The 25,508-nt window shown below is 29.6% G+C and carries 11 protein-coding genes and 1 tRNA gene; 4 read left to right on the top strand and 8 right to left on the bottom strand.

Translation table 11 applies throughout. The features are described 5' to 3' along the window. Positions 1 to 128: 128 nt before the first annotated feature. Positions 129 to 1,190: a porin OmpA gene (gene ompA / locus HACICURV3402_RS02300; RefSeq protein WP_157992719.1), complete on the bottom strand. Its 1,062-nt coding sequence runs from the start codon at positions 1,188 to 1,190 to the stop codon at positions 129 to 131. 1,256 nt (positions 1,191 to 2,446) lie between these two features. Between ompA and corA the strand changes: the two genes are divergently transcribed. After that, on the top strand, positions 2,447 to 3,406 hold the full coding sequence (gene corA / locus HACICURV3402_RS02295; protein ID WP_157992718.1) for a magnesium/cobalt transporter CorA: 960 nt from the start codon (positions 2,447 to 2,449) through the stop codon (positions 3,404 to 3,406). Between the two features lie 444 nt (positions 3,407 to 3,850). Here corA and ispH read toward each other — a convergent pair whose 3' ends face one another. The 3 genes from ispH to ileS form a co-directional block, all read right to left on the bottom strand. Further along, complete coding sequence (ispH, locus tag HACICURV3402_RS02290) at positions 3,851 to 4,804, bottom strand: 4-hydroxy-3-methylbut-2-enyl diphosphate reductase (protein ID WP_157992717.1); 954 nt, start codon at positions 4,802 to 4,804, stop codon at positions 3,851 to 3,853. 962 nt (positions 4,805 to 5,766) lie between these two features. Next, the gene (gene lspA / locus HACICURV3402_RS02285) at positions 5,767 to 6,246 is read right to left on the bottom strand and encodes a signal peptidase II (RefSeq protein ID WP_232037517.1); all 480 of its coding nucleotides are present in this window, start codon (positions 6,244 to 6,246) and stop codon (positions 5,767 to 5,769) included. Beyond that, complete coding sequence (ileS, locus tag HACICURV3402_RS02280; protein WP_157992716.1) at positions 6,243 to 9,059, bottom strand: isoleucine--tRNA ligase; 2,817 nt, start codon at positions 9,057 to 9,059, stop codon at positions 6,243 to 6,245. Before ileS ends, lspA begins: the two co-directional genes overlap by 4 nt. A gap of 1,025 nt (positions 9,060 to 10,084) precedes the next feature. Here ileS and rpsT point away from each other — a divergent pair. After that, a complete protein-coding gene (rpsT, locus tag HACICURV3402_RS02275) occupies positions 10,085 to 10,369 on the top strand; it encodes a 30S ribosomal protein S20 (protein WP_157992715.1) in 285 nt (94 codons plus the stop codon). 1,344 nt (positions 10,370 to 11,713) lie between these two features. On the opposite strand, the gene HACICURV3402_RS02270 is transcribed toward rpsT, so the two are convergent. Beyond that, complete coding sequence (locus HACICURV3402_RS02270; protein ID WP_157992714.1) at positions 11,714 to 11,872, bottom strand: DNA gyrase inhibitor YacG; 159 nt, start codon at positions 11,870 to 11,872, stop codon at positions 11,714 to 11,716. A 1,061-nt stretch (positions 11,873 to 12,933) separates the two neighbouring features. After that, positions 12,934 to 13,009: transfer RNA gene (locus HACICURV3402_RS02265), tRNA-Gly, on the bottom strand. 197 nt (positions 13,010 to 13,206) lie between these two features. On the opposite strand from HACICURV3402_RS02265, the gene recC reads away from it, so the two are divergent. Next, positions 13,207 to 16,569 (top strand): exodeoxyribonuclease V subunit gamma, encoded by a 3,363-nt coding sequence (gene recC, locus HACICURV3402_RS02260; RefSeq protein ID WP_157992713.1) that lies wholly within the window; start codon positions 13,207 to 13,209, stop codon positions 16,567 to 16,569. Between the two features lie 2,708 nt (positions 16,570 to 19,277). Beyond that, entirely contained in the window at positions 19,278 to 21,101 is a 1,824-nt protein-coding gene (typA, locus tag HACICURV3402_RS02255) for a translational GTPase TypA (protein WP_157992712.1), read from the top strand. Between the two features lie 694 nt (positions 21,102 to 21,795). On the opposite strand, the gene ssb is transcribed toward typA, so the two are convergent. Together ssb and cls are read right to left on the bottom strand one after the other, a co-directional pair. After that, on the bottom strand, positions 21,796 to 22,326 hold the full coding sequence (gene ssb / locus HACICURV3402_RS02250) for a single-stranded DNA-binding protein (RefSeq protein WP_157992711.1): 531 nt from the start codon (positions 22,324 to 22,326) through the stop codon (positions 21,796 to 21,798). A 1,008-nt stretch (positions 22,327 to 23,334) separates the two neighbouring features. After that, complete coding sequence (gene cls, locus HACICURV3402_RS02245; protein ID WP_157992710.1) at positions 23,335 to 24,798, bottom strand: cardiolipin synthase; 1,464 nt, start codon at positions 24,796 to 24,798, stop codon at positions 23,335 to 23,337. Positions 24,799 to 25,508 lie beyond the last annotated feature (710 nt).

Genomic DNA, 25,508 nt, shown 5'->3' with positions numbered 1-25,508 from the left:
TTTTATTTTGTATAAATAGACAAGACCTTTGCCACGTAAAAAAAAATAATATCAAAAATATTTATAAGAATCAAATGCTTAATGATCTATAAAACCCCAATAATGGGGTTTTATAGATCATTAAGGGGTTAATCCAAGTCACGGTCTACTATGGATTGAAGACCTTGTACTTCAATTTCTACGCGACGATCTGGTGCTAAACAAGCTATCAGCTCTTGTCGTTTTTCTATATTTTCACAAGTATTCATAGAGATAGGGTTTGTTTTTCCTTCTCCATGTGAAGTAATTTGATCAGAAGGAACACCTTGAGACACAAGGTAATCTACTACAGATTGAGTTCGTTTTTCAGATAGTTTTTGATTATATTCTTCGGAACCAATAGAATCTGAATAACCTACTAATTTTATAGAGCGGTGTTGAGGGTCCATGCTTTGTAGTTGAGTGCATATTTGATTAAGAGTGTCCCTTCCTTCTTTTTTTAAATTTGTTTGATCAAAATCAAACAATACATCAGATTTGAATGTATAATGATTAGTTTCCTTGGTTAGAGGTGAAGTGAAAATGTGCATTAACGATGATATATCTTGACCAAAATGATAGGAGAGACCAATATTTATCTGGCTGTTATCAGGACGAGTACCTACCGTTGACGCATCTCCGATATTATTAATCCATTGATAATCGAGATGTGTGGTCCAATGTGGAGTTAGAGTGTATTCTATTCCTAGTGTTGCTACTGGTGATATACCAGTATAATTTGTTCTTTTTTGTTCTTTGTCTAATTGTTTTTGTTTGCTCTGAGAATGCCAAACCATACTTCCTAATCGGGTGTATATATTAAAATCCTGGGTCAGAGGGTAGCTTAATTTAGTTGCTAGTTGCACTCCTTGTGCTTTAAAAGCACCGTGCGTCTTGGTTCCTTTATAAGGCATTCGCCCTAACCAGTTGTAGCCCAAGTCAAATCCAAGATATTGATTAGCTTGATAACCAAAGAATGCGTTAGAGCTCAATTGGTTTTTGTGGGTGGGACCGTCATTATTAAGGTAATGATTACCATAATATTTTGTGTCATGGTACTGAGACCAGCCAAATTGTCCACCAATATACCAAGTGTCATCTTGAGTATTGGATTGCGCTGCTGTAGTAAAACTAGCGAGCGCCGCTGTAATTGCGATAGCTGTTTTGTTCATTTTTTTTCTCGTTATTATGCATATCAAACATGAACTTTAAGTTGTGTCTTTGGTTAAATTATTTACTAGATTATTCAGCTGTTTTATAGTCCTCCATAAATATATATAATGTTTAAATTGTGTCCTAGTTGATAACTAAAGTGTACAACGTACTAGAAAACTTACAAGTGCGTTATTCTATAGTTGAATAAAAAATACAGTATTTATGAGGATATTATGTTTAATCTTTTACTATTTATAGATTTTGTATAGAGATGTAAATATATTAACAGATAATATGATTAATTTTATCGAAAGAAACTTGAAATAATCAGGTAAATCTATACAGATATACTCTCGGTATTAGATAACAGTACTTTGTCGATAATCTTCTGAATCATCTCCCATTAAAATTTATAAGACTTGAGAATTGTTAAATGTAGCAAGTCAGGTATCATTGTAAATGAAGATTTAAGATAATATTTGTGACAAAATCATCCTAATAATAATCCAGCTTATAAATTATTTCTATATCGGATTTTTTTAACTATAATTATATGATTATTTCTACTTGCATATAGCTTTATATTTTAGACCGATATAGTCTAATATATTTTTTATATATCTATAATTTTTATTAACATATTGATAATAAAATATTGAGATGTATGAAGATGGCTAATATATAAGATTATTTTTTGGAGAATGTCACTTGAAGTGTGGCTAAATTAGATAATTTTCGGATGGAGTATGTTTAATTCAGAATGAAAGAGTAGAATGTGAGATGATCTATCATATTTGATATGTATTGCAAGATAGAAATATTTTCAATACTACATATCTTTCTATATTTAATCTATATGGGTTGTAATAATATAATAGATAAACTACTAGAGTAAGATAAGGAGATAATCTTTGTAATCCTTTACAGAGGCAATCTTAATTCATAGTGTTTAAACATTTATACACAAATACTTTATCTTTTTTTTTGTTTGCTCATTAATGTATAATGTTAAATTAATAGATCAGGCATAATTAGTATATATAAAAAATATAATGTAGAAGTAAGCGAAGGAGGATAGTAGTCATATTAATAAATAAAGTATTTTTATAAGAACCTAATATAATAATAATTGAAAAATTAGGTATGTAAGACTTTATCATTAATTATTTATAGTCATGTATGATTTATGTGTATAAAATTTTTTTATTTACTTCATGAAGTAAATCTAGTAAGACTATATTGAATGTTATTACGTTAATCATGAGATGTGGATATGCTGAATGCATTTAGACTAAAAAATAATCGTCTAAGCCGATTGGAATTGGAGGATCCTGGTTCTAACGACAATTTAAGTGAATCAATTTGGGTCGATCTAATTGAACCAGAAGAGATGCAACGGGCACGTGTACAAAGCGTGTTGGGCCAAGTTTTAGCCACTAGACCTGAATTAGAAGATATTGAAGCATCAGCACGTTTTTTTGAGGATAAGGATGGGTTACATGTACATTCATTTTTCTTTTATGCAGATATGGATGATCACGCCGGTAATTCAACAGTAGCATTTACAATTCGAGAAGGTCGTCTTTATACTTTACGTGAACGTGAATTACCAGCATTTCGCCTATATCGTATGCGAGCGCGTAATCAAACTTTAATTGATGGTAATGCTTATGAATTATTACTAGATTTATTTGAAACTAAAATTGAACAATTAGCTGATGAGATTGAAAATATATCGAGTAACTTAGAAAAGTTTAGCAGAATAATTATGGGTGGGAAGCAATGTGATGAATTTGATGAAGCTTTGTCTGCGCTCGCGGGTCAGGAGGATGTTGGTTGGAAGGTGCGTCTTTGTCTTATGGATACCCAAAGAGCTTTGAATTTTTTAGTAAGAAAAGCTCGCCTACCTAGTAATCAGCTAGAGCAAGCGCGTGAGATTATACGTGATATTGAATCTCTTTTACCACATACAGAGTCATTATTTCAGAAGGTAAATTTTTTAATGCAAGCAGCTATGGGATTTATAAACATTGAGCAAAGTCGTATTATTAAAATTTTCTCAGTTGTATCAGTAATTTTTTTGCCTCCTACTCTAGTGGCCTCTAGTTATGGGATGAATTTCATGTTTATGCCGGAGCTGAAATGGTTTCTAGGGTATCCCTTAGCCATCATAGTCATGATCCTTGCAGGACTCGCGCCATATGCTTATTTTAAACGAAAAAATTGGTTGTAGAATTGTAACCTATATTTTTGATATATAGACGGTTTAAGTATTGGGGTAGATAATTATGGGAAATGATCTCATGCATAAAAGGTAGTTAACTATAAGCTAATTATAGTCAAGTACGATAAATAAGTATATATGGATCATAGAATGATGTTGATGTAAATTTATAGAATATCTATTTTTTTAAAAATTAGTTGCATTGGAGCTGCGATGAGATTTTATATGATATATAGGGAACGAATCGTTAGTCAATTAACCTGAATTTAAAATAACAGTATTATATAGATTAGTTATTTTCAATAACTGGAGAGGTTTTTTTGTGGATAAATTCAATGAACCCAAGTTATTGGAATTAATTTCTAAAGGTATTTATTTAATTTTTTTATTTGCAAAAATGATCTCTTTTTTAGGGATAGATGATATTTTATAAATTCATAATTTATTTTGTAACTACTCATGTTCGTGCGTAAAAATACGGAGTTCTTTTGGAATTTTAAATATCACGTTTTCTTCACATCCTCTTAGTTCTGTAGGATCTGATCCTCCGAGTTTGGACAGTTTCTGAATAACTTGTTGCACTAGAATATCTGGTGCAGATGCTCCAGCCGTTACTCCAATGTGGTGAATATTTTTTATCCATTTTTCATCAATATCTTCTTCAGAGGCAATGAGATATGAGTTCGTTCCTATGGATTGAGCTTCTTCGACTAATCGATTAGAATTAGAGGAATTTTTCGATCCAACTACCAGAACAAGATCGCTTTGATATGCTAATATTCTAACTGCTTTCTGACGATTACTTGTAGCATAACAAATATTACTGTTAGGAGAGCTGCTTATTGCAGGAAAACGAGAGCGAAGCGTATTAATAATATGTAGGCTATCATGCATCGATAGGGTGGTTTGTGTTATAAAAAACAATTTACTTTCGTTTTTCACTTTTAGTGAAAACACGTCTTCTTTTTTTTCAATGAGATATATCTCACCTCTTGGGTTTTTATATTGACCCATAGTTCCTTCGACTTCTGGATGACCAGAGTGGCCAATTAGAATAGTTTCGGTTCCTGAGCAGCTAGCACGGATTACTTCTAAATGAACTTTTGTAACTAAGGGGCAAGTTGCATCAAAAAGTTTTTTTAAATCTCGTTCTTTAGCTTGTTGACGTATTTTTTCAGATACACCATGAGCAGAGAAGATAAGAATGGATTTTTCTGGAACTTGATTTATGTTTTCAACAAAAACTACCCCACGATCTTTAAGATTATTAACTACATAGTGATTATGCACTATTTCATGATAAACAAAGACTGGTGCTCCATATATTTCTAATACACGCTCTACAATATTAATTGCACGTTTTACACCAGCACAGAAACCACGTGGTTTAGCTAATAATATTTTCATGAATCATTTTTAAGATAATAGGTTGAATGTATACTAATTTAGTAAAAGGAAATAGTTTTTTTATAACTAGATAGTTAGTAGATCTTATCTTTTCTATATAACTATGTTAAAAGGTATCAGATCCATTTTTAAGAAAAAATATTTATAGTGTTTTGTATCTAAGTGTGAATAATATGTTTTTAAATTTATTTTTTATATTTTAATAATATTAATTTACTTATTTGAGTGAGTAAAATTAGATTAATTGCATTCTTTTTATAATATATTGAAAATATTATTCTGTAGTTTCGTTTAGTATAGAATGCTAATATTATTAGTATTAATGAATTATATCATAATTATCTATTTTTGATTAGTATTTAGTGGTGTTATAGTTTAGTTTCAAATAAAATGGTATATATCGCATGTATAAATAATCAATCATAGAACTCTTTTTGTCTTTCATGATAATTAGTGATTGTAATAATTATAGAAAACAGCTAAATGACCAATAATTCTTATTTTTATAATCATTTACTTTTTAATACAATTAAAGCTTTTTGTATCTTATTAGATAAAAATATCATTAGCTTCACTATTAAGCAAATAAGTCAAGATAGAAGGAAGTGCGGAAGAGTTCGTATTTAAGGCATTTAGATATTGTAGTCAATTGGATATTAATTGCATAATTACTTCATATTTTTTTAAAATTTCACGATATTTGGGATATAGTGTGATATTTATATTCAGAAAAACAAGGTATTTTCATGTTATTGCTTTTTATTAGTAGATATTATTAAGGTAAGATTAGTTTGGTTTTTAATTATGGATGCGTTATAGCTAGATATTCTAGTAGAATTTTTAAAAAGAGATTTTGATGAATATAAGTTATTGGATTGTGTCCTTGTTAAGCAATCGATTAGATTTATTTATAGAACTATAAATATATATATTTTAATAAACTTTTTTATATTGTTTATAATTTAAACTTCTTTATTCCTTAAGCATAAAAAAATAGAACCAATACATACCGAAGTATCTGCAATATTAAATGTAGCAAAATGCCAATTACTAATATAAAAGTCAATAAAGTCTACAACATATCCATAACACACTCGATCATAAAGATTTCCTAATGCTCCACCTATAAGTAAAGAATAGGCCATTTGATGTATTTTGTAATTAATATTCGTTCTATACAGTTTGATGAAGAGAATCATGATGATAGGCATCGTAATGCTAACTAAAGACCAGCGGTAGTAATTTGTTATATGTGAAAGCAAACTAAATGCTACACCGTAATTATGAGTATAAAAAAAATTAACATAAGGTATTATTGGTTTTAATTCATATAATATTAAATTCTGCATGATCCATTTTTTACTGGCTATATCGATGCTACTTATTGTTACAATTAAATATAACCATTTTGCTTTTCTGTAGATCAAATTTGATGGCATCATACAAATTGTCTCTTTTCACCATCTCCCTTAATATTTGTAATACAACGCTCGCAAAGGTCAGAATATTTTGGATTGAGGCCAACATCATGAGTGCGATGCCAGCATCGTAGACATTTTTTGTCAGTGACTTTGTGTACAACTATCTTCAATTTTTTAATAACATCGCTTTTATATGCGTCGCAAGGCGCGTCATCCAGAGGTAATACCTCACTGCTTGATGAAAGGAAAATAAAACGAAGTTCTTCACGTAAACAAGTTAATATGTTTGTCAATGGTTCATTTGTATATAATACAATCTTGGTTTCTAGTGCAGATCCAATTTTTTGCTCAAAACGAGTTTGTTCTATGGCTTTATTTACTTCACCGCGAACTTTGAATATTGTATCCCAGTATTCATTATTCATAGGCTCCTGATCATTTAAACTAAATAAGTCTGTAAACCATTCTTCTGTAAATACATATTTTGTTCGTTTACCAGGTAAATATCCCCACATCTCATCTGCAGTAAAAGATAGAATAGGTGCCATCCAACGCACTAATGATTCGGCAATATACCATAATGCTGTTTGACAACTTTGACGTGCAGTGCTTTTAGTTTTTGCGGTATATTGACGATCTTTAATAATATCGAGATAGCATGATCCCATCTCAATAGAGCAAAATTGTACTAATCGTTGTACTACTGTATGAAATTGATATGTTTCGTAGGAGGCAATTATTTCATTTTGAACTGTTAGTGCGCGACCTACGGCCCATCGGTCTATCATAACCATATTGTTTTCTTTTATCTTATCAGTCTCAGGATTAAAATCGATTAAATTGGATAATAAAAAACGCGCGGTATTACGGATACGGCGATAGCTTTCAGATGCGCTTTTTAGTATCTGATTTGAAATAGCTATTTCTCCAGAATAATTTGTTGATGCTGTCCATAAACGTAGTACATCGGCGCTCAGTTTATTGACAATTTCTTGTGGTCTAATTGTATTGCCTCGAGATTTTGACATCTTATAGCCTTTTTCATCTACAGTAAAACCATGAGTCAAAACTTCTCGATATGGAGCTTTACCTGCAATAGCTGTAGAAATTATTAAAGATGACATAAACCAACCGCGATATTGATCAGAGCCTTCTAAGTAGAGATCTGGTAAATAGTCTTTAAATTCATTTCGTGATTTAAATACTGAATAACTGGTTGATCCCGAATCGAACCAAACATCTAGAGTATCAGAGACTTTTAGGTAGTTTTCTGCATCTAATGTAATGTAGTCAGACAGTTTCAGATCCCACCATGCTTGCACGCCATGTATTTCTACTAATTTAGCGACTTTTTCGATAATTTCTAATGATTTAGGGTGTAATTTATTAGTTTCTTTATGCACAAATAATGTTAGAGGAACACCCCATATTCGTTGGCGCGAGATACACCAGTCAGGACGATTAGTGATCATAGATATAATGCGTTCCTGTCCCCATTCTGGTATCCACCTTACGTTATGCGCTTGATTTAAGGATTGCGCCCTGAGTCCTTTCTTATCCATGCTAAGAAACCATTGTGGGGTACAGCGAAAGATGATAGGTGTCTTATGACGCCAACAATGAGGATAGCTATGATCTATTGTATCTAGGTATAGAAGTGCGTTTTTTTCGCGTAGAAGTGCAATAATGATCTGGTTGGATTTAAATACGTTTTTACCGTCTAGCTCTGGGTGAACTGATGGAATATAGCATCCATCTGGCCCTACGGAATTAGAAACTTTAATCTCATATTTTTGACTGACAATGTAGTCATCTAAACCATGAGCAGGTGCTGTGTGTACAAGACCCGTTCCACCGTCTAGTGTTACATGTTCACCTAGGATGATAGGAGAAATTTGAGGAAGAAAAGGGTGATAAAATTTTAACCCTTCCAACTCTGATCCAGAGGTTTGACCTAAAACTTTCCACTTGACTACACCAATGTTGCTCATACAATTATGCACTCTTTCTGAAGCAATTATAAGAGTTCTTTCGCCAGTACTTACTAATTGATAAGTAAATTTTGGATGTAGTGATATAGCGCGATTAGCTGGTATGGTCCATGGGGTAGTGGTCCAAATTACTATTGAAATTGGACTGATAGTATTGAAATTACTAAATTTACGTTGTACTTGTTGTGTGTCAACAGCGTCAAATAGAACTTGAATAGAAGGAGAAATTTTATTGAGATATTCTACTTCTGCTTCCGCTATTGCAGAGCGACAATCTAAGCACCATTGTACTGGTTTAGCACCCTTATATAGATGACCTTTTTGAATCATTTTCCCAAGAGATCGAATAATGTTGGCTTCAGTCTGAAAGTCCATCGTTGTATAAGGATTATCCCAGTCTGCTAACACACCAAGACGAATAAAGTCAGTTTTCTGTTTTTCTATTTGTTGAGAGGCATATTGTCGACATGCAGCTCGGAAGTCAGATTTACTTATGGGTTTTCTAGATTTAGAAAGATTCTTTTCTACTTGTTGTTCAATTGGTAGGCCGTGACAATCCCATCCCGGGATATAAGGAGAATTATAACCTGCAAGGTTTTTATATTTGATAATAATGTCTTTTAAAATTTTATTTACTGCATGGCCAATATGGATATTACCATTTGCATAAGGAGGGCCATCATGTAAAAAAAATATTTTTTTTCCTTCCTTAGAATTTCGAATCATGTTGTATAATTTATCATTATACCAACGTTGTAATATCAATGGTTCTTTTTTTGCTAAATTTCCTTTCATAGGAAAATCTGTTTTTGGTAAATTAAGAGTTAATTTATAGTTAATCATTAGATCCTTGTATTCCGTTTTTATATTTTACGGGTTTATATTAATATACACTCTCTCAGTATATGTATAGAAATTTGTTGTATTTGTTGAGAATGTAATTATAGTGGATGCTTAGTGTAAGTTACATAATATATGATATATTTGAGTTATTATTGTTTTAACTTAGAAAGAACATGTTATCCTGTTAATAAAAGCGCTGACATCAAGAGTTTATGAATGCCTTTTCATTGGTGATTCACAATACGTACTCAGTTAGTTTTATAGCATGCAAAATTATATTTTTTTTATATTTTTTAATAACATATACTTTATTTTAATTTTTTGCGATACGATTTAGTTTGTTTTTTTATTAATTTTTTATAGTCTTGATTGGCGTTATAAAATAGATATTTGGATCAGTGTAATGGTTATTACAGTCTATAATATTTCTTAATAGGTTTTTTGTTAATAAAATTATAACTATATATTAAATATTGTTCATATTTTTTTCTGTGCAATTAATAGATTGTATCTATATGGATTGATTTTTTATGGATGTAATATTAAAAATAATGTATTTTAGAGGTTAAATGTATCTATAATGATAATCGTAGATTTTTTTATATTGATATGGTAGAAGTAAAATAACTTAAGTTTATATTGAAGTTTGATAAATTAAAATATTTATAGTTATGTAAATATTATATTTGTCTATGTGTTATAGTGTTACATTATTTCAGTGTTAGTGTTATTGAAATAGATAGCAGGTTAATAAGATATAGTATTAGCGATCGTATTTAAAAGAAAAGGTCTAAGTTATTTTTGGATGATTATGATCACCTGTATATGATTCAACATAGTTTAGAGTATTAGTTGCGATTAAACAATTAAAGATTATTATATAGGGATAATATATAATGGTATTAATGGTCTTATAATGACTGTTTATGAATAATTTTGAAAATCTCTTGATATTTTTGAAAAAGACCATAAGACCATAATTGTTGTATTTATACATTCTTAATAAAATTATTAGGAGTAACGCTTTGGCAAATATTAAATCAGCTCAAAAACGCATTCTAACTTCTGAAAAGCGCCGAAAAAATAATATTAGTTGTCGATCCATGATTCGGACTTTTATTAAAAAAGTATACGTAGCTATTTCCAGTGGGGACAAAAAATCTGCTCAGAATGCATTTTCTATTATGCAGCCATTGGTGGATCGTTATGCCTCTAAAGGATTGATTCACAAAAACAAAGCTGCGCGACATAAATCTAATTTGATGGCAAAAATTAAAAAAATGCCCATGAATTTATCTATGCATAAATAATTTTTTTAAAAGTTTATATTTTTATATTTTTCTGTTTTTTTATAAAAGGTTAATCAGGATGTTTGTTAATGTTAAAAAACATTGAGTTTCATGATTACGAATTATTTATAACTGTATAAATCACGTATTTTTATTGATATGTCTATAGTAGAATACGATAATAGAAGAGATAATCTATAATTTTTATCTCTTTAAACGTAAACTATATAATTTATTGTTAATCAAGATGATGAGATAAGTAATAAATTTTCATTGATAAGTATTAATTTTTGAAAATCTGCGTAACATTCAAGGTTAATTTAATTATACATCTTTTTTAACAATTTTTGTGGTTTATTTATTGATTAACTGAATATCGATAAGAGATAAAAGATTTTACCGTGGAGTCTATAAGTCTCTATAGAATTAAGATATTTTGTATTTATTATTACATAGATTGAAGTTTGAAAAGTTTTCAGATTTATATTAATATAGATTTGTTTAATTGTTATATGATATTCTATAATATATTATAGAAAAGGTATGAGAACGTGATTTTTTTCTCACAGAAAAATGTTCCAAAAGGAGAGACGAGTCAGTAAATTGAATGAAGTAACGTATGTAATAATTAGAGTTTAATTCTTTACTGGTAATAAAAGAGAGATAGTTAATGTAATTTAACTATTAAATAATAGTATTTAAATTAAAAAGGATTTTTTTGATTTGTTATGGCGTTTAATCTATTTTTTATTTAGGTACAATTTGGGTTGACGAGATCATTGTGGGAAGGTAACAATTAGTAGGTTTACTAACTACTGAGTGTTATTTATTTTATACATTTTGATGCATAAGCTATTTTTAGAACTAAAAGGACATAAAATTATTAAGATTGATACTTTATATAGTTTTTATTATTGTCTTGATCGTTCTTTTTTCTTCAAGTTAGAATAATTTTCGCTTAGTCAGATTTTAGTTTCTGGTGTATTTTGAGTATAATACCTTTTGTTGGGTTATATCAGGATCATGAATGTTCTTGACTTAATTAAATTCAGTGACTTTTTCTATTGGGATTAGATGAAGATATTATATTTCTTTTAAATATAGTTTTGAACTGTATCACATTTAGTTATTGGTCTAATAAATTACATATATTTAACAAAATTTTATTTTAACTAAAAAAGATATATGAATTTATAGTTTATATGTAACTCAGTTTTCTCAGATAAAGAAACTTTAAGATCATTAGTGATCTTAAGTTTTAATAAAATAAATATTTTATACATATCAAATAAGTAAAATTAAATTAAAGATTTATATTTTTTATTTATTTTATATATGTAAAAAAGAGTTATTTATCTAAGGGTATTAAGAATCTATATTTTTAATATATTGTTGTTCTGTTATCCATCCATGAAGATCTATTTTTTCGCAGCGTTGACTGCAAAAAGGCTTCCAGTGATTAAGTTGATCCCAAATCACTTTTTTTTCACAAGTTGGACATTTTACTGTATTAGGATGGTTCATTATTTTTTCTTTATTATTAGTTTCGTAATGGTTTTATTTATTTTTTATCTATTAATGCAGATGATTATTTAAATTGTGTCCCTAGTTTAATGAGTTAAGTTATAAATAATTTGGATCTTTTATATTAAATGTACCTTTGAATATCTATAAGGAGTGTATATATTTGATTGGTTGATAGGTATTTATTTTTGTATTTGAATGATCAAACATGCATTACTAAAAAAAGATAGAGAGTCTGTGTCAAGAGCGACGTGTGGTATTTTGAGATATTATTTTTTCAATAGAATTAGGTTGTTATAATAATTAATATCAAAATATTAAAGAGAGTTTTTCTATATTTTTTTCTAATATATCGGATTATGATAAATAAAGATTTTTAATCTATACGTTTTAGAGCTATTTATTATTATGTATAATGATAACTATAATATTTAAGAGTATATTGTCATTATTAGTTTGATGTATAAGTATTTTATAGATTTTATGGTTTCTCATACATGATAGAATTATGTAATGAGCATATTATAGGTATCTATATACTATATATTACTAAATCTTACTAATTTACATTACTTTATATTACTAATTTATATTACTAATTTTTATATATACATAGAATTTATATGAATTGTATATTTGAGGATAGTTTAATTCTTTCTGTGAGTTTATTATGATTTTATGAGTAAGTATTTAATTATGTTAGTTTTCACAAGTGATTTTTTTTGAAATAAAACAGTCGTGTATCTGGATAATACAATCAAGTACGGAATTTTTTAGGTTACCATGAGTTGACTATATTTTTATCATCATTAGCCTGTTTAATTAATATAGATCGTGATGTATTTTTTTATTTTAGAAAAAATGTAATTATATTGATATGTTAATCAAATGGGATTTTATTTAAAAAATAAAAATCAATTATTTTTTCATTTCTTTAGACTAAAAATAAATGATATGAATCATATTCAATCATTAAGACTATTTTCAATTTTCTTTTTCTATTGAGAGTGGGAATAAGATTGAGAATTATGGTATAATTGTATGATACAAAATTGATCACTTGGAGCGGGAAACGAGACTCGAACTCGCGACCCCGACCTTGGCAAGGTCGTGCTCTACCAACTGAGCTATTCCCGCAGAAACTATATAGGATGAATTGTATTTTATTATTAACTACGAATTATAACAATATTATTTTCCCACGCAACTTTTCTTTTATGGACTAAGACCATTAATTTATTTAGATAGCTATCGTAACATATTGCGATAATAATTAAAATATTTATTATTATATTCATTTCTAATTCTCTTGCTATATTTAAGGACTGGTTAGCATGCTGACTATTTATCACTCTAATGATTTAGAGATGCTGAAAAATTTAGTTTGCAGTAAAATGGAAAATAAACCTCTTGTAAACCCATTATGCCCTGAAGTATTTTTGGTACAAAGCTTGCAGATGAGAGAGTGGCTAAAAATACAACTATCTGAAGAGCTTGGTATAGCTGCTAATATTGATTTTTTTTTACCTTCTGCTTTTATATGGGATATGTTTGCGCGCGTATTTCCTTTTTTTACTCGAGACAGTGCATTTAATCAATTTAATATACGTTGGAAGTTAAGGGCTCTTTTCCCTACAATTTTGCTAGATAAATCTTTTAGTATGATCCGTCAGTACCTAAGCGATGATCAAGAATATCGTAAGTTATTTCAATTAACAGAGCGTATTGCTCAATTATTTGAACAGTATTCTATTCATAAGCCTGAGTGGTTAAATGCATGGGAAAATGGAGCAATAATAGAGAACGGGTTAGGCGTCCATCAGGAATGGCAATCTAAATTATGGATGGAATTAGTAAAATATACTAATAAATTAGGAGAGTCAATTTGGCATAGGGCAAGTTTATATCAATATTTCATCTCTACATTGCAGCGGGAATTATCAAAGATTCCCAATCTTCCTAGCCGTATTTTTATTTTTGGTTTTTCAGCTTTACCAGCTGAGTATTTAGAGGCTTTGGGTAAGCACACTGATATTTATCTCATGTGTGTTAACCCTTGTCGGTACTATTGGGGTGATATTCAGGAATATCAATTTTTTAAGAAACTTAAAAACCCTTTTCCATTGCGTTGTAAAAACACAAAACCGATAGAGAAATTGCATGGTTATGATGATATTAATTTATCATTTTCTGATGTTAGGAAAAAAGAAGAAATAAATCCTCTGTTAGCCTCGTGGGGTCAATGGGGGAGACAATATTTTGTTTTATTAGAAAAAACTGAATCATATCAAGTATCTTCTTTTGTGGATATTGCAACTACTAGTTTGATAAATATTCTTAAGAGAGATGTATTAGAAGGAGAGGATCATTCCGTTATTGGTGTTAATAGAAGTCAGTTCAGTCATAGTCATACAAAACGTATATTAAGTATAGATGATAGATCAATAGAAATTCATCTATGTCATAGCGCAAAGCGTGAAGTGGAAGTTTTACGAGATCAGTTACTCAATATGATGGAGAAGGATTCAGCGCTCAGTGTTCGTGATATTATTGTAATGGTGTCTGATATGAATGTTTACGCACCATTTATTGAATCTGTTTTTGGTGATGTATCTTTATATGGCTCCATTCCATTTACCATTTCTGATCCTAGAGTTATTACTCAGCCTAATTTAGTTTTTCAAGCTTTTATAAAATTACTTATTTTGCTAGATAGTCGTTTTACTTCTGAAGAGGTTTTCTCTTTTTTGGAGGTTCCTATAATTGCTAGTCGTTTTTCTATAAACCCTGAAGGTTTATCTATGCTCCGTAAGTGGGTAGTAAAATCGGGAGTAAGATGGGGATTAGATGATGATGTTTTTTATGAGACTAACCTTCCTGTTGTTAGTCAGCATACTTGGCGTTATGGTTTAACTCGCATGTTTCTTGGCCACGCAATGGATAGCGAAGAGGGTCTATGGGAAGGAGTTCTTCCTTTTGATGAGTGTCGTGGGTTAATGGCTGAAGTAATAGGTAATTTTGCTGAATTTTTAATGAAATTAACACGTTGGAAAAAGTGGCTTAGTCAGCCATTAGGGTTATCTAGTTGGTTACTTTTTTGTCGTCAGATAATGGACGATTTCTTTCTTAGAGATAGTGATAATGCAACTGAGTTAGAACTAATTGAACAAAAGTGGAATAAAGTTGTTAATTATGGCATTGATTCTTTGTATCAACAAGACGTTCCTTTATCACGTCTAAGAGAAGAGTTGGAATTAGAGTGGAGCTCTCAAATAAGAAGTGATTACTCTATAGGTGCGGCAATTAATTTTTGTAGCTTAACTTCTATGGGATCCATGCCTATCAAAGTAGTATGCCTTTTAGGCATGAATGATGGTGTCTACCCGCGTCTTATATCTCCATGTAGTTTTGATTTAATGCAACAAAATATACAACGAGAGCATTTTCATTCTTCTAGAGATGATCCTTATTTATTTCTTGAGATTGTATGTTCCGTTCAGGAAAAATTATACATTAGTTATATTTTTCGATCTATAGAGGATGATACCGTATGTTATCCATCCATTTTAGTTAGTAAGTTAATAGACTATATTAGTCAAAGCTTTTGCTTGCCTGAAGATCGAGATAAAGATCCTGATAGTAGCTCTAAGGCTGTAGTACAACATCTTCAATATTTGCATAATCGTATGTTATTTCCTGAAGAGAATTTTACTTCTCAATCGAAATTTTATAGTATTGATTCTGAGTGTTTATCTTCTTTTAGTGGTTCAGATGTTAAAAATTCATCTTTTATACAGAGCTTACTAAGAGAAAATAAAATAAATATTAGTTTACATCATTTTTTAAATTTTTGGACTCATCCTGTTCGATCATTTTTTCAATCTCGTCTTGGTGTTTATTTTCAGATAGAAGAATGTGTATTGCCAGATACGGAATTATTTATACTCGATAGGTTGAGTTGTTATCAGGTAAATAGTCAGTTATTAGATCATCTTATTAATGATAAAAAAACTGATTATCTTTATAAACAAGTGCGGGCATCCGGTCTATTGCCTTATGGTTCATGGGGCGATATTTTTTGGAGGGAACAGGAAGCTAAAATGAGCGAGATAGCTACAAAAATCCAGTCTTATCGCACAAAATTAGAAAGCAGAAACATATCTCTGATAGTTGATGGGTTTGTTCTGACTGGTTCTTTAACTGATATTCAAGTTAATGGGTTATTACGCTGGTCTCCTAGTATGCTTCGCTTATCGCAAGGTTTAAGGTTATGGTTAGAGCATCTGGTGTATTGTGCTACTGGAGGCACTGGTTTTAGTCTGATGCTTGGATGCAATAACAGTCTATGGCATTTTCTTCCATTATCTGTAGATAATGCGTACAAGTATTTATTAGATTATATTAATGGTTATCGACTAGGTATGCGTAGCCCCCTATTGCTTACCTGTTCTGGAGGACAATGGTTACAAGCATGTTTTGATCAGAACACGGGTATGGTTAATCATAACGAGGTGTCTCAAAAAAAAGCATATAGAAAGTTATTGCAGTGTTGGGAAGGAAATAAACAGATAGCTGGAGAAAAAAGTGATGTTTATTTGCAGAGATTACTACCTTGTTTAAATAAAGATCGTATTCAGTTAATGACAGAGCAAGCAGAACTCTGGTACATATCTGTATTGCGATATAATCAAGTATAACAAAGGGAGGTTTTTAGTTCATTACAATAATCAATAATATCTTACCTATCATTTATTTTAAGTATTTTAGAATTTAAGAAAATGAATATTTTCTTAGAAGTTAAAACAAGAGATGTTAATCATATATAGATCGATGTTAGATAAGATGTGATAATTAAAAAAATACTATAAAGAAAAATATATTTTTTTATAAATATAAAAATATTATCATAACCAGTGATGTATTGAAAACAGATTACTTTCAATTACCTACATCAGAGTTTTTTTTGAATATGTTTTAATGTCTGTGTTTAGTAGAGTGCCATTGGATTGTGTACTGTTGTTAGTACAGAGATTATTGTTAATCATAGATTTTAAAGATCTTTATGTATTGCCTGATTTTGGTATATTAGATGAATAATTATGTCTAATTTTAGTCATTAATATTTTCTTTAAAATGTATCGATAGATGCGTAGATGGATAAAGGAGTGCCATGGTAAAGTAAATTGATTTTTAGTCAGATATAATCAGAATATGTAGAAATGAACACTTATAGAAAGACGAAGGAAGAACAACTTGGATTTTTATATCATAGATCTAGATATTATAGATGATCGATTAATAGGGTTTATGGCTCACGAATTGCTTGTTTATTATCTATAATAGCTTTTGATTAAAATAAATTAGTTTTGGATAATTTTTTCAGGGTTGACCTAACATAGATAATATTTAATTTTAGTAGATAGAATATAGCAATGCATGTTACAATCGTCATTACTGTAACAAGATTTTGCAAGAAATATTTAGTATTGATACAGAACAGGCCACTTGATTAGCTAGGATACGTATCAAATATTAAATTATGTACTGTGTTATTTTATAAAAAATAGAAATGTTCTTTTAACGCAAGGTTTCTATTTCCTCTATAAAATTTAAATAATTTTATTTATTTTCGATGATTGCAGATACTATTGTCTTATCATTTATAATGAATGAATTAGTGGCTATTACATATATTTTTCTTGTAGATTGCTGGACTATTCTTTATTTTTATACTGATATTTTTTTACTATGTTAGGGATTGTCAGTATCAGTGTTAATAATATATAATCTAGATTAGTTGTTATTAACAGAATAATATACAAAGAAGAACTGAATCAATGCGTAAAGAACTATCGAGGATAGTGGTAAGCGAGTTGGAGATCAGAACCATATCAAACTGATGTATACTTTTTATCGTTATATATTATAGATTTTTTTCGTAGTCTTTTATGGTTAAATATATTATTATGTATTTAATATCTATTAGTATTAATAGGTTATTTTTTTTAACATAGGAGATAGAAAATAAATTAATTTTACTTACATTGTATTTGGTTATCGAGATGATTGATTGAGAAACAATATTGAATGCTCTGAGATCGGCTGATATTGTCGGGGGTTATCGGATACCTAACATGATGATTTACTAGTAATATTGATAATTATGTATAATCAGTATATTATAATTAAATAGATCAGAGAAAATATTTCTAGTGGGCTTTATGAGAAAGAGGTGGATTGACATTTTATTTTTAATTGAGCTAAAAATAAGATAAATTATTTCATAATATTATAATGTTACTCGGAATTGAGAGTGCGTTTCTAACAATTACATATTTTTACTGAATATCCTTTTGGATTATGTAATACATGAAGGTTGAGAGAATTGTATAATATACAGTGTATTATAATTAAATACCTTACATACTAATTTATATTAGAATTTCTATATTATAAGTTCTATATGGATTATTTATTATTTAAAATAGAATTGATTTTTTTATTTTTACAAGATCTTAGATAAGATTGTGTTATAATGATGAGAATAAATTATTATTTATTATTATTTTGTAAAAAATTTTAGTAAACTTAAATAAAATAAATTATTTTTTCCTTTTTTTATAATTATCTGTAGTGAATGTTATTAAATTTAGAAAAGAATCATGTAATGTACATTGTTATAAAATTTGATGGATAATGAGTGGGTAAATAGAAAGAATTATTTCTAATGGTCTTAGGTTAAAGACTGAACAATATTTTTATTAAAAAATATTATAGATTTAATATGTATCGATTATGTATTTAATTTTGTTAAAGATGAGTTATGTTGACATAACATCTTGTTTCTATGTATAAATATTTTAATTTTTATATCATTTCTAAAGTTTTTTTTAAAATAAAAAATTTTTTTATTGAAGTTTATAAATAAATTGCAATTTCTGCAAGGAAGGGATTTTAGGAGATCGGTTTAGATCTGATTGGGTTTCATTATAGATATTGTTAATTTAAAGATAGAATTAGATAGCATATCTACTGATATAATACGCTCTTTTTTCAAAAAAATATAAATTTGAATAATATAATTAGTTAAAGTAATTAATCGATAAGTGGGATGAGAATTTATTCTAGTATAAATATGTGACCTATAAAAATGTAACATCACTTTTCTTAATTGTAGCACATTATGACATCTATCTATCGTTTCATAGACAAATCATGAATGTATGTACTAAATTTTTCATTTATATAATGAACAAACAAGTAATGTGAAATTACTAATTTACTTTTTATTAAGATGAGATTTAAGATAAAAATATATTTTTTTAACTTAAAATTATATGTCAATATATTAAGTTATTTATTTTATCTATATAGCAATGCTATTTCTAATGACTGAGGCTAAGATGTGACTGAGAAGCTGCGTAATATTGCTATTATTGCTCATGTTGACCATGGAAAAACTACGTTGGTTGATAAATTGCTTTTACAATCTGGTACTTTTGATGAGCGAACTGAAGTCACTGAGCGTATAATGGACTCTAATACTCTAGAGAAAGAGCGTGGAATTACTATACTTGCAAAAAATACTGCTATTCAATGGTATGGATATCATATCAATATTGTAGATACTCCTGGTCATGCTGATTTTGGTGGCGAGGTAGAGCGTGTAATGTCGATGGTTGACTCTGTTCTTCTTGTGGTGGATGCTATAGATGGACCTATGCCTCAAACGCGTTTTGTAACTAAAAAATCTTTTGAATATGGTTTAAGACCTATTGTTGTTATTAATAAAGTAGATCGTCCAGGTTCTAGACCAGACTGGGTTGTGGATCAAATTTTTGATTTGTTTGTGAATCTTGATGCCAACGATGATCAACTTGATTTTCCTGTAATTTATACCTCTGCTTTAAATGGTACGGCATCTTTAGATTATAAGAATATGACAGAAGATATGACTCCATTATATACAGCTATTATTAATCACGCTTCTCCTCCAAAGGTAGAAATAAACGCACCATTTCAAATGCAGATCTCTCAGTTGGATTATAATCATTATGTTGGAGTCATTGGTATAGGACGTATTAAACGTGGTAAAGTTAAGCCAAATCAGTTAGTTAGTATAATTAATAGTAAAGGTCAAGTTCGTAATAGCAAAGTTAATAAAGTTTTTACTCACTTGGGTTTAGAACGTATCGAAGCGACTAACGCTGAAGCTGGTGATATAATTGCCGTTAGTGGACTTGGTACATTACATATTTCTGAGACTCTTTGTGATCCACAAAATCCAGATCCATTACCTTCTCTTAATGTTGATAAACCCACTGTGAGTATGTATTTCAATGTGAATACATCGCCTTTTGCTGGTAAAGAAGGGAAGTTTGTTACTTCAAGACAGATCCTTAATCGCCTAAATAAAGAGTTACTCTATAATGTAGCATTAAGGGTTGAGGAAACGGAAGATTCTGATGTATTTCTAGTATCCGGTCGTGGTGAGCTACATTTATCTATATTAATTGAAACTATGCGCCGCGAAGGTTTTGAACTTGCTGTTTCCCGTCCTAAAGTGATTCTTTGTAAAACGGATGGTTGTATCACAGAACCATTTGAATCTGTCACTGTGGATATCGAAGAATCAAGTCAAGGTGTTGTCATGCAAGCTATGGGTATACGAAGGGGATCAGTAAAGAACATGTTATCTGATACTAAGGGTCGAATTCGTCTGGATTATTTAATGCCATCTCGTGGTTTGATTGGTTTTCGAACTGAGTTTATGATGATTACTTCTGGTACAGGTAATTTGCATTCTACCTTTAGTCACTATGATAATATTCTTCCTGGTAAAATCGGCCAGCGTCAGAATGGTGTTTTAATTTCTAACGGAAAAGGTAAAGCAGTTGCTTTTGCTTTGTTTAATCTACAGGATCGCGGCAAGCTTTTTCTTGGTCATGGTGCTGAGGTATATGAAGGTCAAGTGATTGGTTTGCATTCACGTTTAAATGATCTTACGGTGAACTGCTTAACTGGTAAAAAACTTACAAATATGCGTGCTTCTGGTACTGATGAAGCACCTATATTAGTTCCTCCTATTCAAATGACTTTAGAGCAAGCACTGGAATTTATTGATGACGATGAATTAGTTGAAGTAACCCCTCAGTCTGTACGTATTCGCAAACGTTATTTAACTGAAAATGCTCGCAAACAAGCTAATAGACGTTTGACAGAGTCTTAATTTTTTATCATATCATATTTAAGTTTATGATATTTGAGAAAGATAATAGTCTGATTTTATTTTGGATTACGATTCAATCGTGTTAGGACAACTGGCGAAGTATCTGATTTATATCTATATTTTTTATGGATACGATTTTTAGATTTTTTTTATTCATTCATAATGGGTATTAGCTTACAGCTTGTAGAATCGTATATTATTAGTATGTATGGTTGTTTCACTAGTTTTTAAAAAAATTCATTCCGTAGATTATCGATATAGATATAGAATTTGCAGTGATTCTTTTTGAGTTTTAGTTTTAATATTATTTATTAACTTGATTGTTATCATTATAAGAAGATTGAGTTATATCCAATAATTTTATGAATAGTATGCAGAGAAGAAGATTAGAAATTTAGTCTAATGTTCTTAGAACATATTAGATCATATCAAAAATTTAATAGTCTATTTTAATTGAATGGATCTTATATATTTATTAGATCCTATCAATGCTTTCTTTTTTATTTACTGGATGTACTAGTTTTTTTAGTTAATATTGCTTATTGATTAAGATAATTTATTTTTCACTTTTGTTTATTTAGTTTTTATATAAGTCATTACTTATTGTTGTAATAAAATATTGTACATACACTATGTAAGATATATATGTGTGATTGGATCTAATGGTTTATGTTATAGATTTTATCTTTTTTATTTAGAAAGGAATATCGTCCTCAAAATTAATAAGTGGGTCACTGTTTTGAATTATGTTTTTTTGTTTTATTTTTTGTGGTAAGGGATTAGTAAATTTATTTAAATCATTAGATAAGTTAATTTCGTGTTCATTGTGGTTCTTTTCTTCCCATTCATTTCTTTTTCCGGGGTTAGATTGGGATCGACCTCCTAGCATATGCATGGTTCCTCCTACAGGATTCACTATTATTTCGGTGGTGTATTTTTCTATTCCGGACTGATCTGTCCATTTCCGAGTCTGTAGGCTTCCTTCAATATATATTTGAGAGCCTTTGTGTAGATATTCAGAGGCTACTTCAGCGATTTTCCCGAATAATACGACACGATGCCATTCAGTCTTTTCTTTTGTTTCTCCGGTTTGCTTGTCGCGCCAGCTATCAGATGTTGCGACAGTAATATTCGCTACAGCGCTTCCGTTAGGAATGTAGCGAATTTCTGGATCTTGCCCTAGATATCCGATTAAAATAACTTTATTTATTCCTCTACTGGCCATGTCATATCTCCAAATCATAATTTTATTTTACTAAAACTCAATATTACCATAGTCGGTATTTAACATCTATCTTTATTAAATATAAAGGCAATGTATTTCTAATTACTTACTGGTTTTATACAAAATTTACGTTTATTTAAAATAGGGATATGAATTTATTTTTTAATATGTTTAATATTTTAATTTAAGTATCATTCTATGTTTTTTTTATATTGACATTGCTTGCTCCTTCTTTACAAAAATATAAGTTTCATTTTTAGCTAAATCAAAGAATTCTTTTTTATTTAGCCAGAGATGATGGTATTTTAAATTCTACTAGTATTCATTAATTTATATGGTTATATTGTGTACTAATATTGTCTGAGAGATATCTTTTTTTATATAGAAGTCTACATTTTATAGACTGCTATATAATCATTAATGTATATAAATTTCTATAGTCAATAATGTTTATAGATTGGTAATAGCGTCTTGATTTATAGGTTTAAAAAATTTTATTATATGTTTGGTCAAAAACCATTAAGAATTTGGGTTGGAAAGGATTGTATTGATTGGGTTATAATAAATTATAATTATAACTGAGTCATAGCTATATGTAATCCTTTTTAACATACCCATTAACTCTGAATATTTTTATCTTGAATTTTCTTATAATGATCTTTTCTTGTATTTATTGTAAGCAATTATTGATTGCAAGATATTTATTTTCTTATTCTGTAAGATCCTTCGAATGTATCAATAATATGCTAATAATTTTAAATATAAATTTAATCTGATTTCTTATTGAATTTAGTGTTAAGCATTTTTTTAAATACCCTTTCTTTTTAGAAGAAAAGTTCGTTTTGCATACTGCTTCGCATATTTTAGTAGGTATTGTATTGGGATATATGTATAAATTATTAATTATTTTTTAGGAAAAGAAAAGATTGATGATTTTATATCAATTTTTATGTAATCAGTATATTTAAAATTTTTATCATCTAAGGGTTTTTAATATTCATAACGACTTTATAGTAATGGACTAAAGAAGTAAAATAGTCTCTCTATAATCCGTTTCCAATAAGCTCGTTGTGACCAAAGTAGTGCATCAAGTAGACGTGATTGAGAAATGTATTTATTTTGTATACGTGCTAACTCTCTACCACATTTGTTATCATCAATTACTAGAGTAATTTCAAAATTAAGCGATAGACTACGCATATCAAGGTTTACGGTGCCAATCAAACTAAGTTGCCCATCAACAAGAATGCTTTTGCTATGTAATAACCCTCCTTCAAATTGATAGATCTTTACTCCAGCTTCAAGTAGTTCGCTAAAAAACGCTCTGCTCGCCCATCGGACTAGAATGGAGTCATTATGGCGTGGAACAACAATCTTTACATCCACGCCACGATAAGATGCAGTACAAATGGCATGCAGTAAATTATCGCTAGGCACTAAGTATGGAGTAGTAATGATTAGTGTTTTTCGTGAAGAATAGATTACAGTTAATAGAGCTTGATGAATTATTTCTTCTGGAAAGCCAGGACCTGAAGCAATAACTACAATGGTATGATCATTTGTTTTTTTCAATGGAAGTATAGGATGATTTAGAATAGGAGGCGGGGGAATGTGTTTACCTGTTTCAATTTCCCAGTCTCCTGCATAAATAATTCCCATCGCGGTTGCAATCGGACCTTCCATTCGGGCCATAAGATCCACCCATTGACCAACTCCGGCTTCTTGTTTAAAAAAAAGAGGATCGACTAAGTTCATACTTCCAGAATAGGCGATATGATTATCAATTAACACAACCTTACGATGTTGACGTAGATCCATGCGTCGGAGAAAAATGCGAAGAAGACTAACTGGAAGCGCTTCTACTACATCTATACCAGCATTACGCATCAGGCTAGGCCAATCCGTACGGAAAAATTCTACGCTTCCAGCAGAGTCTAGTAATAGACGGCAATGAACACCTCGGCGTGCGGCTTCTATGAACGCTTTTGCAACATCGTCAGCTAGTCCACCAGGCTGCCAGATATAAAATACCATTTCAATATTACTGTGTGCCAGTTGAATATCTTGTACTACGGTTTTCAGTGTAGAATCGCTAGTTGTTAAGAGCTCAAACTGGTTTCCTTTTACACCGGCAATTCCTTGACGTTTTTCACAGAGCTGAAATAATGGTTGTGCGATATCACTGTTTTTTTTATCATAAAAATCTTGATGAGATTTTAAATTTCTTAGCCATATAGCAGTGGATGGCCATATAGTTCGGGCTCGTTTAGTGCGAAGTTTTCCTAAATATAGCTCTCCTAGTGAAAGATAGGCAACAATTCCTAGAAGAGGAAGGGTATAAATAATTAGAAGCCACGCCATAGCAAAAGGTACAGAGCGGCGTTTAATTAAAATTCGTAACGTTACGCCAGCAATCAATAACCAGTAACTAAATATTAGTAGCCAGTTTGTTATAGTATAAAAAGTAATCATGAAATATATAGTTCCTTTCACAGGTCTCTGTTAGTTTTTGTTAAAGCATCAGAACTCGTGATATAGGCACTTTTATCATGCTAATTTTGTTTTTTAATACTAATATTGTAGTGAGTCATGGTAATATAATTTGATTTTAATGTAGATAGTTTTTTTTCGAATCTCTGTTTTCTGATTAATTATTACATAAATGATTATGATTGGATTTACATAATATATTTTATTAAATATTTATTTTTATTGACTGTCAGAATAACACTGGATATAAAATATATTTTTCTGAAAAATTTTTGTGCATCTTTAGATCAGGCTTTGTTTGATCTAGTTTATATAAAATATACATTATTTTATTCTGTATGTTTTTACTTTCATCTGGATGATCTAGTTGTATATAGGGAATATTTATATCGTTATATTAAGAGTTTATATGATTGTATTTTTATTTCGTTCTCTATAATTAATACGTTGGTTTGTATATGTTTCATCAAACGTAGATATTTTGATTAAAATGCGTATTTTCTATTTTATAACATCTTAGATTCTTTTCCATCGTAGGTAATACTATATAGATTAATGATCTTTTTATAGCATCTTGACCTAGTTTATAGTTAAAAAAGATTTTTTTATCTTATATATTTTTTATCTTATATATATTGAAGCATGAATTTTGATAATGTATTCTTATTTTTAGAATTTCTAATTTTTTTAAT

Origin of the sequence: Candidatus Erwinia haradaeae (genome assembly GCF_900698925.1) — a bacterium.
GTDB lineage: Bacteria > Pseudomonadota > Gammaproteobacteria > Enterobacterales > Enterobacteriaceae > Erwinia_E > Erwinia_E haradaeae_I.
Note: the sequence above shows the minus strand (reverse complement) of the source record. Positions and strands in the feature narration are given on the sequence as shown.

Bases quoted from the DNA above. Each gene is read 5' to 3' on its own strand.
- ssb (WP_157992711.1), bottom strand. From the start codon at position 22,326: ATGGCCAGTAGAGGAATAAATAAAGTTATTTTAATCGGATATCTAGGG.
- lspA (WP_232037517.1), bottom strand. From the start codon at position 6,246: ATGATGCCATCAAATTTGATCTACAGAAAAGCAAAATGGTTATATTTA.
- ispH (WP_157992717.1), bottom strand. From the start codon at position 4,804: ATGAAAATATTATTAGCTAAACCACGTGGTTTCTGTGCTGGTGTAAAA.
- ompA (WP_157992719.1), bottom strand. From the start codon at position 1,190: ATGAACAAAACAGCTATCGCAATTACAGCGGCGCTCGCTAGTTTTACT.
- recC (WP_157992713.1), top strand. From the start codon at position 13,207: ATGCTGACTATTTATCACTCTAATGATTTAGAGATGCTGAAAAATTTA.
- ileS (WP_157992716.1), bottom strand. From the start codon at position 9,059: ATGATTAACTATAAATTAACTCTTAATTTACCAAAAACAGATTTTCCT.
- corA (WP_157992718.1), top strand. From the start codon at position 2,447: ATGCTGAATGCATTTAGACTAAAAAATAATCGTCTAAGCCGATTGGAA.
- HACICURV3402_RS02270 (WP_157992714.1), bottom strand. From the start codon at position 11,872: ATGAACCATCCTAATACAGTAAAATGTCCAACTTGTGAAAAAAAAGTG.
- cls (WP_157992710.1), bottom strand. From the start codon at position 24,798: ATGATTACTTTTTATACTATAACAAACTGGCTACTAATATTTAGTTAC.